The following is a 13,533-nucleotide window of genomic DNA, read 5'->3' as shown; positions in this document are numbered from 1 at the left end:
ATATTACCCGATGAAGTCTATGTAAGCGGCCTCGTCCATGAAGCCGTCGAGCGCGGAAGCGTCGGTGAGTTTCATCTTGAAGAACCACGCCTTGCCCAGCGGGTCTTCGTTCACGAGGCCCGGATTGTCGGCCAGATCCTCGTTGATCGCGACGATCTCGCCGTCGAGCGGCGCGAGGATGTCGGAGGCGGCCTTGACCGACTCGATCACGCAGATCTCGTCACCCTTCTCGACCGTGTCGCCGACATCCGGCAGCTCGACGAAGACGACATCGCCAAGTTGCTCGGAGGCGTGTCCGGTGATGCCGACGATCACAACGTCGCCTTCAGTTTTGAGCCATTCGTGGTCTTCGGTGAATTTCATGTAACGTCTCCCGATTGGTTGTTCAGCGTTTGTAAGTGGCAGGGCGGAAGGGCATCGGCACGACCTTGGCGGGCAGGCGCTTGCCGCGCACCTCGCCATAGACGGTGGTGCCTTCCTCGGTGCCCGCGGGCAGATAGGTCATCGCCATCGGCGCTTCGATCGAGGGGCCGAAACCGCCAGAGGTCACGCGCCCGATCGGATCGCCACCCTCGGCCTCGGCGAAAATCTCGACGCCTTCGCGCATCGGCGCGCGGCCTTCGGGGCGCAGGCCGAGGCGCAGGCGGCTCGGGCCGTTTTCCAATTCGCTCAGGATGCGATCCGCGCCGGGGAAGCCGCCTTCGCGCTCGCCCCCCTTGCGGCGCACCTTCTGGATCGCCCAGGCGATATTGCCCTCGACCGGGGTCGTGGTGGTGTCGATATCGTGGCCGTAGAGGCAAAGCCCGGCTTCGAGCCGCAGGCTGTCGCGCGCGCCCAGACCGATCGGCTCCACCGCCTCATCGGCGAGCAGCTTGCGGGCGAATTCCACCGCGCGGTCCGCGGGCACGGAAATCTCGTAGCCATCCTCGCCGGTATAGCCCGAGCGCGAAATCCACAGCTCCGCCCCGTTCCAGTGATAGACGCCCACATCCATGAAGCGCATCTTGGCGGTGCCGGGCACCAGCGCCTCCAGCACCCCCTCGGCGGCGGGCCCTTGCAGCGCCAAGAGCGCGCGGTTGGTGAGTTCCTCGACCGCCTCCAGATGCGCCCGCATATGGGCGATGTCGTCTTCCTTGCAGGCCGCGTTCACCACGACGAAGAGATGATCGCCACGGTTCGCCACCATCAGGTCATCGAGAATGCCGCCATTCTCATCGGTGAACATCGCATAGCGCTGGCGGCCCTCTTTCAGGCCCATCAGGCTGACCGGCACCAGCGCCTCGAATGCCTCGGCAGCGCCTTCGCCCGGCACGATCACCTGCCCCATGTGGCTGACATCGAACAGCCCGGCCTTGGCGCGGGTGTGCAGGTGCTCCTTCATCACGCCCAGCGGATATTGCACGGGCATCTCGTAGCCCGCGAAAGGCACCATCTTGGCGCCCAGTTCCACATGCAGATCGTATAGCGGTGTGCGTTTCAACTCGCTCATCGCGGCCTCCCCTTCAGCCGGATGATCCGGCATCGATTCATGAGCCTTCCGGCTCGCCCGATGCCCCCTCTGTCCGTGCCTGCGATGCAGACGCCTGAGATCGTTATCCCTTCGGCGGATGCCGCGATTGCGCGCCGCATCACTCTCCAGAGTCCTTCGTCGGGCACGGTCCTTTTGCCTGAGAGTTTACCGGGGCGGTTGCTCCTTCGGCACCGAGGTTTCCCCCGGATTCTCCCGTATCCGACTTCTCCCGATTACCTGACCGCTCGCGCAACTGACAAGCCCCAATCGCCAAAAGCGCCGCTTTGTCGCCGAAAACGACCTCACGAGGTCGCGAACTGCCCAAACAAAAAGCGCGAGGGATTCACCCCTCGCGCCTCTAGAATTGGTTGTACGAGCCTGCGGCGGAGCCGTCAGCCGCGCGCCGGAACCTTGTGCAGAAGCGGCATCAGCTCGCCCATATCGGGCCCGTGCGCCATGCCGGTCACGGCCTTGCGCAGCGGCATGAACAGCCCCTTGCCCTTGCGCCCGGTCGCTTCCTTCACCTCCGAGGTCCAGTCCTTCCACGTGGTGTCGGAATAGGGCGGCGCGGGCAGCATCGTCATGGCCTGCGCGATGAAGTCGCGATCTTCGTCGTCGATCGACGGCTCCGCACCGTTCAGACACAGATCGGCCCAGCCCTTCAGGTCGTCGAGCTTGTCGATATTCTGCGAAGCGACCTTCCAGAAACGCTCGCGCTGATCCTCGGGGATGCCGAGCTCCGCGATACGATCCGCCACGGCCGAGAACGGGAGGTGCTGGTTGCGCGCGCGGGTAAGCGGGATCAGGTCCGCCGGGTCGAATTTCGTCGGCGCCGAGCCGAAATGGTTCAGATCGAACCCGTCGGCCAGCTCGTCGATCGACATCTTCAGCTCGATCGGCTGGCTCGAGCCCAGACGCGCCATCATCGACAGCAGCGCCTCGGGGGCGATGCCTTCGGCGCGCAGATCGCGGATCGAGAGCGCGCCAAGGCGCTTCGACAGTTCTTCGCCCTGCGGGCCGGTCAGCAGCGAATGGTGCGCGAAGCTCGGAACCTTACCGCCGATCGCCTCGATGATCTGGATCTGCGTCGCGGTATTGGTGACGTGGTCGCCGCCGCGCACGATATGGGTGATGCCCATATCCGCGTCATCGACCGGCGAGGCGAAGGTGTAAAGCACCTGCCCCGAGGCCTTGATCAGCACCGGATCGGACACCGACGCCGCGTCGATCGACAGATCGCCGAGGATGCCGTCTTTCCACTCGATCCGCTCGAGTTCCAGCTTGAAGCGCCAGTAACCTTCCTTGCCGTCCGCGCGCATCGCGTCTTTTTCGGCATCGCTCAGGTGCATCGATGCGCGGTCATAGACCGGCGGCTTGCCCATGTTCAGCTGTTTTTTGCGCTTGAGGTCCAGCTCGGTCGGGCTCTCGAAGCATTCATAAAGCTTACCGTCGGCCTTCAGCTTCTCGGCCACCTCGGCATAGCGGTCCAGACGCAGCGACTGGCGCTCCTCGCGGTCCCATTCGATGCCGAGCCATTCGAGGTCCTGCTTCAGCGCGTCGATATATTCCTGCTTCGAACGCTCCTGATCGGTATCGTCGAGGCGCAGGATGAATTGACCGCCGGTCTTGCGGGCGATCAGGTAGTTCATCAGCGCGGTGCGCAGGTTGCCGACATGGATATAGCCGGTGGGCGACGGGGCGAAACGGGTAACGGTGGTCATCTGGGCAAACTCCTGTTGGCGCCTGCTCTTTCACAAGGCGGCCCGTTTGTCCATATGAGGGGCTATGCGGCGCGTGCAGAGCGGCTTGGAGGGGGCGATGAGCGAGGGTTACGACTGGGCGGAGGTCATGGCGCCGGGCATCGAGGAGATCGAGGCGCTGGCCGAGGCCGCACGCGCGGCGCTTCCGCCGGAATTCGCACGCGCCGCGCAGGGCGTCGCGATCCGGGTGGAAGACTTTGCCTCCGAGGCGATGCTCGCCGATCTCGGCATCGAGGACCCTTTCGAGCTGACCGGGCTTTATGACGGCATCCCGCTGACCGAGAAATCCGTGATGGACCCCGGCGGCCATCCGGACGTGATCTGGCTCTTCCGCCGTCCGATCCTCGACGAGTGGGTCTCGCGCGGAAACGAGCCCCTCGGGTCCCTCGTCACCCATATTTTCGTGCATGAACTGGCGCATCACCTCGGGTGGTCCGACGCGGATATTTCGTCGATCGATCGCTGGTGGGAGTGAACCGAAGCGGCTCACGCAACGTTCACGACTTAGTGGAAGCAGCGCGATGCGCTAGACTTCGACCTGCGAAGATCAACCATCGAGAGGGAGAGACCCGATGACCAGGACCTTCATGACCCGCCGTACTGCCCTGAAAACCGCCGCTTTCCTGCCCGCCGCCCCCACGCTTCTGACCGGGACCGGCGCCGCCGCGCAAAGCTCCAACGAAGCCCCGCCCGCGATCCCGCGCTATCGTCGGATGCAGATGGGCGATCTGACGATTACCACGTTGCTTGCCGGATCGCGCGAGCTGGAAAACCCGCAGACGATCTTCGGCATGAATGCCAGCCCCGAGGATTTCGCGGCCGTCTCGGACGCCGCCTATATCCCCGCCGACAAATCGCTGAACTTCTTCACGCCGACGCTGATCGAGACCGGGTCGGAAAAGATCCTCTTCGACACCGGCCTGTCGCCCGAGGGGATCACTTCGGCGCTCGCCGCAGCCGGGCACGCGCCCGAGGACATCACCCATGTCGTGATCACCCATATGCATGGCGACCACATCGGCGGGCTGATGGGCGATGGCGGCGAGACCTTCGCGAATGCCGCCTATATCACCGGGCAGAAAGAATTCGATCATTGGTCGAATGCGGGCAACGACACGTTCGAGGCCAAGGTCCGTCCGCTGGCCGAGAAGATGAGCTACCTCAAGGGCGGCGATTCGGTCGTCTCCGGCATCTCGGCGGTCGAGGCGTTCGGCCACACGCCGGGCCATATGGCCTTCATGGTAGAGTCGGGCGGCAAGGGGCTGATGCTCGCCGCCGATACCTCGAACCACTATGTCTGGTCACTTCAGCGTCCCGATTGGGAAGTGAAATACGACATGGACAAAGAGATGGCCGCGAAGACCCGCAAGGAGCTTCTGGGCCGTGTCGCCGCCGACAAGCTGGCCTTCATCGGCTATCACATGCCCTTCCCCGGCGTCGGCCATCTGGAGGCGCTGGACACTGGCTTCCACTTCCATCCGATCACCTACCAGCTCAACGTCTGATCCGTGACGCGTGCGGGGCCAACTCGCACGGAGAGTTTCAGGCGCGCGCCCGACCGGCGCGCGCTTTTCTTATGTCACCCCGCTCCGAGCGGCACACGTCTCTTAGGGCCACGACTGGCTGCGCCCCACCCGTCAGGCGGCGGCATCGCCCTCATGAAGTTCCATGCGCACGAGGGTCTGGTTGAGCAGGATATAGGCGATCTCGCCGAACGTGACGGGGCCGGTAAAGCCGCCGGTCCGCTGTCCTTCCAACTCGCCATAGAGATAGTTCAGGATACAGTTGCACGAATATTCGTTGGCGCCTTTGCCCCCCGCGCCTTCAGCGAAGGCCTGCGCGTAGGAGCCCAGCGCCTGCGCCAGACGGTATTCGACCCCTTCGACAACGGGGGCGTAGAATTTCACCTTGCCTGCCTCGGCATCGACCTCCTGGATCGAAACATTGACGAGCGTGCCTGCGTAATTTGCGACCAGAGGCAGGCGCGTGTCGAGCTCATGCTCGGCGATGTAGCGGGCGAGATTGACCTCTTGCCCCTCGACCATCACCGTCTCGGCTTCGAATCCGGCCTTCGGGAAGGTAAAACGTACCGCCTCAGCCTCGCCTTGGGCGAAGATATTGAGGGTGTCGAGATCGGCCGCGACGCCATCGGGCAGCGCGACATGCAGCAACACCGCCCCTTCGTCATGCGCCACGCCCGTCGCGCCGTCGAACACCTTCGGCGCGCGTTTGCCCAGCTCGTCGAGATGCACGCCGGTGATCCAGCCCGCAAGCGGCTGATCGAAGAGACCGGGATAGCCCTGCCCTTCAACCGCAAAGTCGGAATGCGCCACCGAGAAGGCGGGGATCATGATCATGGTGAAGCCATTCTCGGCGTAGCCTTCGGAAATCTTCGGCAGATCGCCCACGTCGATCCAACGCGGCACCGCGCCCGTCGCCCGCTCGAACCGGGTGCAGAACAGCTTGTCACGCACCACCGCCCCGCCCTCTTCGGTGACGAAATAGACGGTGGTACCGCCGATCCATTTGCCGCGCGGGAGCTGCGCCAGAAGCGCCTCGTCCCCCGCCACGACCATGACGTCACCCGCCTCGATCCGCGCGGCGGCCTCGGCCACGCTCAACATCTCATTTTTCATCCCGGATCCCCTCTCGAGCCTAGAACGCCGCGACATCGCCGGCGGCAAAAGCATTTTTCGTCACGAACTCACGCAGCTCCGCGATCTTCTCGCCAAGCGAGGCCGGGCGCGCGGCCACCTCGCGACGCAGGCGCGCAATCAAAATCTTCGTCGCCAGCGACGCTGCACTCAAATCGCTCTGACTCGTCAAAACCCGCTTCCATCGCGGATCATCGGCACCCGGGACCATCCTCACACTCCTTTGAAACAGCACGGGAGATGTCATAGCGCACCATCCCTTAACACTGCGTTGACAGGCGCGAGTTCCGCGCCGCAAAGTCGGGCTCTGGGCCAAAAGGAGACGCGATGACCTCGATCCTCACGATCACGCTCAACCCGACGGTCGATCTGTCGATCGAGACCCCCGAGGTCGCCCCCGAGCGCAAGCTGCGCTGCACGCGGCCGCTCACGGATCCGGGCGGCGGCGGGTTGAATGTCAGCCGCGCGATCGCCGCTCTGGGGGGCAATTCCACGGCTTTCGTGGCCCTTGGCGGAACCACCGGCGACCGGGTGATGCGGCTTCTGGCCGAGGCCGGGATCGCCGTCTTCCCCTTCCCCGCGCCGGGCGAGACGCGGATGAGCCTGACCGCCACCGACCAGAGCACGGGCGCGCAATATCGCTTCGTGATGCCGGGGCCGGACTGGGGCGCACGCGATGTCGCGAAGGCGCTCAGCCGGATCGCGCGGGCCGCGCCTGAAGGTGGGATCGTGGTTCTGTCCGGCTCGCAACCGCCCGGCGTGCCCGAAGACTTCCCCGCGCGTCTGGCGACGAAGATGGCGCGGACCAAAGCGCGGCTTTTCCTCGACACCTCCGGCGAGGCGCTGCACCAGCTGATGGAAAGCGAGGTGCAACCTGCCGATGTGCTGCGGATGGACGAGCTGGAAGCGGAGGGGCTGGCAGGACGCGAACTTCCCGAACGCCGGGATAGCGCCGATTTCGCACAAAGCCTCGTGCGGCGCGGGCTGGCGCATGCGGTGATCGTTGCGCGCGGCTCGGACGGTAATGTGTTGGCCACCAAGGATGCGCGCTGGTTCGCCGTGGCCCCGAAGGTCGACGTGGTCTCCAAAGTGGGCGCGGGCGACAGTTTCGTGGCCGCCTTCACCTTGGCGCTGGCCCGCGGCAAACCCTTCCCCGAGGCGTTGCAGCAAGGCGCTGCGGGCGCGGCGGCGGCCGTGACCACGCCTGCGACCGATCTGTGCTCGGCCGCGATGGTGCGCCGCCTTCTGCCGCATTGCCCGGTCGAGCCGGTCTGAGCACTCTGCCCCTTTGCCTCGCGGCACCTGCGCGTTATGAAAGCGCCAAAGGAGCGCCGCCCATGCTGAAGACCCGCATCATTCCCTGTCTCGACGTCGCCGATGGCCGCGTCGTGAAAGGCGTCAATTTCGTGAACCTGATCGACGCGGGCGACCCGGTCGAGGCTGCCAAGGCCTATGACGCGGCGGGCGCCGACGAGCTGTGCTTCCTCGACATCCACGCGACGCACGAAAACCGCGGCACGATGTTCGATCTGGTGACCCGCACCGCCGAGCAATGTTTCATGCCGCTCACCGTGGGCGGCGGTGTGCGCACCCATGAGGACGTGCGCGCGCTGCTGCTGGCCGGGGCCGACAAGGTCTCGTTCAACTCCGCCGCCGTGGCCGATCCGAACGTGATCACCGAGGCCGCCGACCGGTTCGGCAGCCAGTGCATCGTCTGTGCGATCGACGCCAAGACCGTGGAGCCGGGCCGCTGGGAGATCTTCACCCATGGCGGGCGCAAATCCACCGGGATCGACGCGGTGGAATTCGCGCGCACCGTGACTGCGAAGGGCGCGGGGGAAATCCTGCTGACCTCGATGGATCGCGACGGCACGCGTTCGGGCTTCAATCTGGAGCTGACGAAGGCGATCTCGGACGCGGTGGACGTGCCGGTGATCGCCTCCGGCGGCGTCGGCAATCTCGATCATCTGGTGGAAGGCGTGACCAAGGGCGGGGCCTCGGCCGTGCTCGCCGCCTCGATCTTCCACTTCGGCGAATACACGATCCGCGAGGCCAAGGAGCACATGGCCGCCGCGGGCATTCCGATGAGGCTGCAATGAGCATTCTGGACCAACTCGCCGCGACCATCGAGAGCCGCAAGGGCGCCGATCCCGACACCTCTTGGACCGCGAAACTGCTGGCCAAGGGCCCGGAGAAATGCGCCGAGAAATTCGGTGAGGAAGCGGTGGAAGCGATTATCGCCGCGGCGAAGAACGACCGTGAGAACCTGACCTATGAAGCGGCGGATGTGCTCTATCACCTCTTGGTGATGCTGGCGGCGCGCGACGTGAAGCTGGCCGATGTTCTGGCCGAGCTGGAGCGCCGCGAAGGGACGTCCGGCATCGCCGAGAAAGCGGCCCGCAGCTAAGGGGCGCTGCCCCTCTGCCTTACGGCATTCACTCCGGGATATTTCTCAAGAGCGAAGGCGCGGTCCGTGCCTGTCTTCGCTCTTGCCGAAATATCCCGGGGGTGAGGGCGAAGCCCGAGGGGGCTGGCCCCCTTTCCCTGCGCGAACCGCGTGCTAGCTGGCCCTTCAAACAGGAGGCTTTCATGGCACAGACGCAAGACACCAACCGCAAGATCATCCTCGCCGAACGCCCGAAAGGCGCGCCGAACGAGAACACGCTGAAGCTCGAGACCGAGGCCGTGCCGCAGGCGGGCAAGGGCGAGATGCTGCTGCGCACCGTCTATCTGTCGCTCGACCCCTATATGCGCGGGCGGATGTCGGATGCGAAATCCTACGCGACCCCGGTCGAGATCGGCGGCGTGATGACCGGTCAGGTCGTGGCCGAGGTCATGGAGAGCGATGTCGCGGGCTTCTCGAAGGGCGACTATGTGCTTTCGCCCTCGGGCTGGCAGGACTTCTTCGTCTCGGATGGCACACAAGTGCTCAATCTCGGGCCGGAGCCGGAGAACCCGAGCTGGGCCTTGGGCATCCTCGGGATGCCGGGCTACACGGCCTATGCGGGCCTGCTGAAGATCGGCGAGCCGAAACCGGGCGAGACGGTCGTGGTTGCCGCCGCCTCCGGGCCGGTGGGCGCGACGGTGGGCCAGATCGCCAAGATCAAGGGCTGCCGCGTCGTCGGCGTCGCGGGCGGGGCCGAGAAATGCGCCCATGTCACCGACACGCTGGGGTTTGACGCTTGCATCGACCACCGCGCGGACGATTTCGCCGAGCAATTGGCCGCGGCCTGCCCCGACGGGATCGACGTCTATTTCGAGAATGTCGGCGGCAAGGTGCTCTATGGCGTGCTGCCGCTTCTCAATCCCTTCGCGCGGATGCCGGTCTGCGGCATGGTCGCGTGGTATAACCTGCAAGGCCTGCCCGAGGGGCCCGATCACGGCCCGCAGATCCTCTCGACGATCCTGCGCATGAAGGTGAAGGTGCAGGGCTTCATCATCTTCGACAGCTTCCCGATCGAGCTTTATCAGGAATTCTCCGAGGCGATGACCGGCTGGCTGAAAGAGGGCAAGGTTCAGTACAAGGAGCAGGTGGTGGAAGGCCTCGAGGCCGCGCCGCAGGGGCTCTATGACCTGCTGGAGGGCCGCAATTTCGGCAAGATGGTCGTGAAAGTCGGCTAAAAGCGAGACACGCGCGCAGGGCTTTCGCATCCGTGACTTGCCCTGCGCCGCGCATCGCTTATCTCTATGCCTATGTTTGGACGCCTCTTCGATATGCTCAACGATCCCGCCCCCGATCCGATGGAGGGGGCCGATCGCGAATTGGCGCTTGGCGCACTTCTGGTGCGGCTCGCGCGGTCGGATGAAAACTATACCGAAGAGGAGAAAGCCCGGATCGACCGGGTTCTCGCGCAGCGCAACGGGCTCTCGGGCTTCGAGGCGACCGAGATGCGCAAGCGCGCCGAAGAGGTCGAGGCGGGCGCGCCCGACACGGTCCGCTTCACCCGCGCGCTGAAGGATAAGGTCGCCTATGAGGACCGCACCGGCGTGATCGAGGCGCTGTGGGACGTGGCGCTGGCCGATGGCGTGCGCGATGCCCATGAGGATGCGTTGATCCGCCTCGCGGCGAAGCTTCTGGGCGTCAACGACGTCGATTCGGCGGTGGCGCGGCAACGCGTCGAAGCCCGCCGCACCTGAATTCGACGGGCACCCCGGCGCGGGGCGCGACCGCTCCGCGCCTGTTTTTTCCTCAGATGCTCGTGATTTCGGCCCCTTCCCCATCGTCAACCGGGCAGACGCAGTTGCATTCGGCGGTCAAATCGCGCCAGATTGCGCGGATGGACAAAGAGAAGCTGCCTGCGTGACCCGAAACGAGCCTGCGCCCCAAGACGCGCCCGTCATCGAAATCCGTGACCTTTACAAGAGCTACGGCTCGCTCGAGGTGCTAAAAGGCGTCTCGATCACCGCGCCACGCGGCCATGTGGTGTCGTTGATCGGCTCCTCCGGCTCGGGCAAATCGACCCTCTTGCGATGCTGCAACCTGCTTGAAGACAGCCAGAAGGGCGATGTGATCTTCGAGGGCGAGTCTGTGCATTGGCGTGGCGAGGGGCTCAATCGTCGCCCCGCCGACCGCGCGCAGGTCACCCGGTTCCGCACCAACCTGTCGATGGTGTTCCAACAGTTCAATCTCTGGGCGCACATGACGATCTTGCAGAACGTGATGGAAGCGCCGGTGACGGTGCTGGGCCGCGACAAGGCAGAGGTCGAACCGCTGGCGCGCCAATTGCTCGACAAGGTCGGCATCGGCGACAAATGCGACGCCTGGCCCGCGCAGCTCTCGGGCGGCCAGCAGCAGCGCGCGGCGATCGCGCGGGCGCTGTGCATGGAGCCCAAGGCGCTTCTCTTCGACGAGCCCACCTCGGCGCTCGACCCGGAATTGCAGCAAGAGGTGGTGAAGGTCATCAAGGACCTCGCCGCCGAACACCGCACCATGATCCTCGTCACCCACGATATGCGGCTGGCGCGTGACGTCTCCGACCACGTCGTCTTCCTGCATCAGGGCAAGATCGAGGAAGAGGGCCCGCCAGAGGCTCTGTTCGGCGCGCCGAAATCGACGCGCCTGCAACAATTCCTGTCGGCCACCGCGCCGGCTTGAACCAACCCAAGAATTAACAACGGGGAACCAAGATGAAAAAACTGATCCTGACCGCTGCCATCCTCGGCCTCTCGGCCGGCGTCGCTGCGGCACAGACCGTCCGCATGGGCACCGAGGGCGCCTACCCTCCCTACAACTTCATCGACGATAACGGTGAAGTCGCGGGCTTCGAGCGCGAGCTCGGCGACAAGCTGTGCGAGATGGAGAGCCTCGACTGCACCTGGGTCACCAATGACTGGGATTCGATCATCCCGAACCTGCTCTCGGGCAACTACGACACGATCATGGCTGGCATGTCGATCACCGCTGAGCGCGAGAAGACCATCGACTTCACCCAGGCCTATTACCCGCCGGCAGCCTCGTCCTACATGGCGATGGACCCGGGCGCGGACCTCAAGGGCGGCGTGATCGCGGCGCAGACCGGCACCATTCAGGCGGCCCATGTCGCTGAAACCGGTGCGACGCTCGCCGAATACGCCACGCTCGACGACACGATCGCGGCCGTGAAGAACGGCGAGGCCGACGCAGTCTTCGCCGACAAGGACGCGCTCAAGCCCTTCGCGGGCCAGGACAACCTGGAGTTCGTGGGCGACGACGTGCAGCTCGGCAAAGGTATCGGCATCGGCCTGCGCAAGTCCGACACCGAGCTGAAGGCCAAGTTCAACGACGGCATTTCCAAGCTGAAAGCCGATGGCACGCTCAACGAACTGCTCAAGAAGTATTTCGGCGACGACGCCATGACCTTCAAGAACTGATCCAGAAAACGAGGCCGGGGCGGCATGAGCCGCTCCGGTCCCGACCGGAAGTCCGATGTTCGAAAGCTGTTCCGATCCCTCTGCCCTTCACGGGCTTGGCTGGCTGCTCTGCTACCTGACCACAGGTAAGCAGATCATGTTCTATGGCTCGTTCGGCATCGTGCTGATCCTGCTGGCCGTGACCGCGCCGGTGGCGCTGATCTTCGGCTTCGGCGGAGCCTTGGCCGCCCGGTCGAGCGCCGCCCCGCTGCGCCTTCTCGGACGCGGCTACATCGCGATGGTGCGCGGTGTGCCCGATATCATCTTCTTCCTTTTCGTGCCGATCGCGATGGACCAGGGCCTCGAATACCTGAAGTCACGCGCGGTCTGCTCCGACCCCGGCCCCGCCTGGACGGGCAACGAATTCCACGTCTGTGCCGCGGCGAAAATCCCGCTCGGCACGGCCCCGCAATTCTATCACGAGGCCTATGGCTTTGCGCTGGCCGTGGTGGCCTTCTCCATCGTCTATGGCGCCTTCGCCGCCAACGTGCTGTTCGGCGCGATGCAGGCGGTGCCGCGCGCGCAGCTGGAGACCGCCGAGGCCTACGGCATGACCCGCGCGCAGGTGAACCGCCGCGTGCTGATCCCGCAGATGTGGGCCTATGCGATCCCCGGCCTGTCGAACCTCTGGATGATCCTCATCAAGGCGACGCCGCTGCTGTTCCTGCTGGGCATCGAAGACATCGTCTACTGGGCGCGCGAACTCGGCGCGACCAAGTCGAGCATCTACGCCTATCCGCATCCCGACTGGCGTCTCTATTACTTCCTCGTGCTGCTGGTCTTCTATCTGGTGATGACCAAGCTCTCCGAGATCGTGCTGGCCCGCATCAACCGCCGCCTCGCCTTCGGGCAGGCCACGGCTGCCGGTGAAGCGCTGAGAAAGGCGGACGCATGAGCTGCATTCAGACCATCGCGGATTACGGGCTGCGCTCCGTCGGCATCGGCGAGCGGCTGCTGCCGCGCTCCGATTTTACCATGTGCCAGCAATTCACCCTGATCGGCTCGGGGATGATCTGGAACCTCTATTTCGGCATCCTCGCGCTGCTGGCAGGGTTCTTCCTCGCCACGACGCTGGCGGTCGCCAAGAACTCCGATCGCGCGCTGATCCGCAAACCAGCGGAGTGGTTCATCTTCGTCTTCCGCGGCTCGCCGCTCTTCATCCAGTTCTTCCTCGCCTATGAGGCCTTCGCGATGCTGCCCCGTGCAGGCTTCCCGGTCCTCGGGATCACGATCGAGACGGACTGGATCACGCGGGCCTGGGCAGGCGCGCTGATCGTGCTGTTCTTCAACACCTCCGCCTATGCCGCCGAGATCTTCTACGGCGCGCTGCGCTCGGTGCCGAAAGGCGACATGGAAGCCGCGGACGCCTACGGCATGACCGGCTGGACCAAGTTCCGGCGCGTGACATGGCCCACGATGCTCCGGCTCGGCTGGCCGTCCTACACCAACGAGGCGATCTTCCTATTCCACGCCACCACGCTCGTGTTCTTCTCGGGCTTCCCGGCGTTCCGGCAGGAGGGCGACGCGCTCTATTACGCGAAATATTTCGCGGACAAGACCTTCAATCCCTTCATCCCCTACCCGATCGCGGCGTTCTACTTCATCCTGCTCACGCTCTGCGTCATCGCGGTTTTCGGGGTGATCAACCGCCGCCTGAACCGCCATCTGCCGCAGGAAAGCCGCAAGCGCTTCCGGTTCAGGCCGCAGATAATCAGGTGAC

16 protein-coding genes and 1 riboswitch are annotated in these 13,533 nt (G+C 64.7%); of the genes, 11 read left to right on the top strand and 5 right to left on the bottom strand.

Going from position 1 to position 13,533, the window contains the following annotated elements:
• Window positions 1–3 precede the first annotated feature (3 nt).
• The 3 genes from gcvH to gltX all read right to left on the bottom strand — a co-directional run bounded on the left by gcvH (window position 4) and on the right by gltX (window position 3,231).
• Window positions 4–363, bottom strand: a complete 360-nt coding sequence (gene gcvH / locus AC2TZ7_RS08440; RefSeq protein WP_489866568.1) for a glycine cleavage system protein GcvH — start codon at window positions 361–363, stop codon at window positions 4–6.
• A gap of 22 nt (window positions 364–385) precedes the next feature.
• Complete coding sequence (gene gcvT, locus AC2TZ7_RS08435; RefSeq protein WP_489866567.1) at window positions 386–1,489, bottom strand: glycine cleavage system aminomethyltransferase GcvT; 1,104 nt, start codon at window positions 1,487–1,489, stop codon at window positions 386–388.
• Between the two features lie 156 nt (window positions 1,490–1,645).
• A riboswitch (glycine riboswitch) is annotated at window positions 1,646–1,736 on the bottom strand.
• Between the two features lie 166 nt (window positions 1,737–1,902).
• Complete coding sequence (gene gltX, locus AC2TZ7_RS08430; protein ID WP_489866566.1) at window positions 1,903–3,231, bottom strand: glutamate--tRNA ligase; 1,329 nt, start codon at window positions 3,229–3,231, stop codon at window positions 1,903–1,905.
• A 97-nt stretch (window positions 3,232–3,328) separates the two neighbouring features.
• On the opposite strand from gltX, the gene AC2TZ7_RS08425 reads away from it, so the two are divergent.
• Together AC2TZ7_RS08425 and AC2TZ7_RS08420 are read left to right on the top strand one after the other, a co-directional pair.
• Window positions 3,329–3,745: a metallopeptidase family protein gene (locus AC2TZ7_RS08425; protein ID WP_078520024.1), complete on the top strand. Its 417-nt coding sequence runs from the start codon at window positions 3,329–3,331 to the stop codon at window positions 3,743–3,745.
• Between the two features lie 97 nt (window positions 3,746–3,842).
• Window positions 3,843–4,775 (top strand): MBL fold metallo-hydrolase, encoded by a 933-nt coding sequence (locus AC2TZ7_RS08420; RefSeq protein ID WP_489866565.1) that lies wholly within the window; start codon window positions 3,843–3,845, stop codon window positions 4,773–4,775.
• 132 nt (window positions 4,776–4,907) lie between these two features.
• Here AC2TZ7_RS08420 and AC2TZ7_RS08415 read toward each other — a convergent pair whose 3' ends face one another.
• Window positions 4,908–5,906 (bottom strand): DUF6976 family protein, encoded by a 999-nt coding sequence (locus tag AC2TZ7_RS08415; protein WP_489866564.1) that lies wholly within the window; start codon window positions 5,904–5,906, stop codon window positions 4,908–4,910.
• Window positions 5,907–5,925: 19 nt separating this feature from the next.
• Complete coding sequence (locus AC2TZ7_RS08410) at window positions 5,926–6,135, bottom strand: hypothetical protein (protein WP_078599473.1); 210 nt, start codon at window positions 6,133–6,135, stop codon at window positions 5,926–5,928.
• A 116-nt stretch (window positions 6,136–6,251) separates the two neighbouring features.
• Between AC2TZ7_RS08410 and AC2TZ7_RS08405 the strand changes: the two genes are divergently transcribed.
• The 9 genes from AC2TZ7_RS08405 (at window position 6,252) to AC2TZ7_RS08365 (ending at window position 13,532) form a co-directional block, all read left to right on the top strand.
• Window positions 6,252–7,199: a 1-phosphofructokinase family hexose kinase gene (locus AC2TZ7_RS08405; protein WP_489866563.1), complete on the top strand. Its 948-nt coding sequence runs from the start codon at window positions 6,252–6,254 to the stop codon at window positions 7,197–7,199.
• Window positions 7,200–7,261: 62 nt separating this feature from the next.
• Entirely contained in the window at window positions 7,262–8,023 is a 762-nt protein-coding gene (gene hisF, locus AC2TZ7_RS08400) for an imidazole glycerol phosphate synthase subunit HisF (RefSeq protein ID WP_098410342.1), read from the top strand.
• A complete protein-coding gene (locus AC2TZ7_RS08395; RefSeq protein ID WP_078519676.1) occupies window positions 8,020–8,331 on the top strand; it encodes a phosphoribosyl-ATP diphosphatase in 312 nt (103 codons plus the stop codon). The genes hisF and AC2TZ7_RS08395 overlap by 4 nt, the downstream gene beginning before the upstream one ends.
• 182 nt (window positions 8,332–8,513) lie before the next feature.
• Window positions 8,514–9,545, top strand: a complete 1,032-nt coding sequence (locus AC2TZ7_RS08390; protein ID WP_489866562.1) for an NADP-dependent oxidoreductase — start codon at window positions 8,514–8,516, stop codon at window positions 9,543–9,545.
• A 72-nt stretch (window positions 9,546–9,617) separates the two neighbouring features.
• On the top strand, window positions 9,618–10,061 hold the full coding sequence (locus tag AC2TZ7_RS08385) for a tellurite resistance TerB family protein (RefSeq protein ID WP_489866797.1): 444 nt from the start codon (window positions 9,618–9,620) through the stop codon (window positions 10,059–10,061).
• Between the two features lie 163 nt (window positions 10,062–10,224).
• A complete protein-coding gene (locus tag AC2TZ7_RS08380; protein WP_134331839.1) occupies window positions 10,225–11,019 on the top strand; it encodes an amino acid ABC transporter ATP-binding protein in 795 nt (264 codons plus the stop codon).
• Window positions 11,020–11,051: 32 nt separating this feature from the next.
• On the top strand, window positions 11,052–11,774 hold the full coding sequence (locus AC2TZ7_RS08375; RefSeq protein ID WP_098410339.1) for a transporter substrate-binding domain-containing protein: 723 nt from the start codon (window positions 11,052–11,054) through the stop codon (window positions 11,772–11,774).
• A gap of 55 nt (window positions 11,775–11,829) precedes the next feature.
• Complete coding sequence (locus AC2TZ7_RS08370; RefSeq protein WP_098410338.1) at window positions 11,830–12,708, top strand: ABC transporter permease; 879 nt, start codon at window positions 11,830–11,832, stop codon at window positions 12,706–12,708.
• Window positions 12,705–13,532 carry an ABC transporter permease gene (locus tag AC2TZ7_RS08365; RefSeq protein ID WP_489866561.1) on the top strand — a complete coding sequence of 276 codons (828 nt, stop codon included), beginning with the start codon at window positions 12,705–12,707 and terminating at the stop codon, window positions 13,530–13,532. Before AC2TZ7_RS08370 ends, AC2TZ7_RS08365 begins: the two co-directional genes overlap by 4 nt.
• Window position 13,533: the final 1 nt, after the last annotated feature.

This window comes from Thioclava sp. ISO4 (assembly GCF_058105145.1).
Note: the sequence above shows the minus strand (reverse complement) of the source record. Positions and strands in the feature narration are given on the sequence as shown.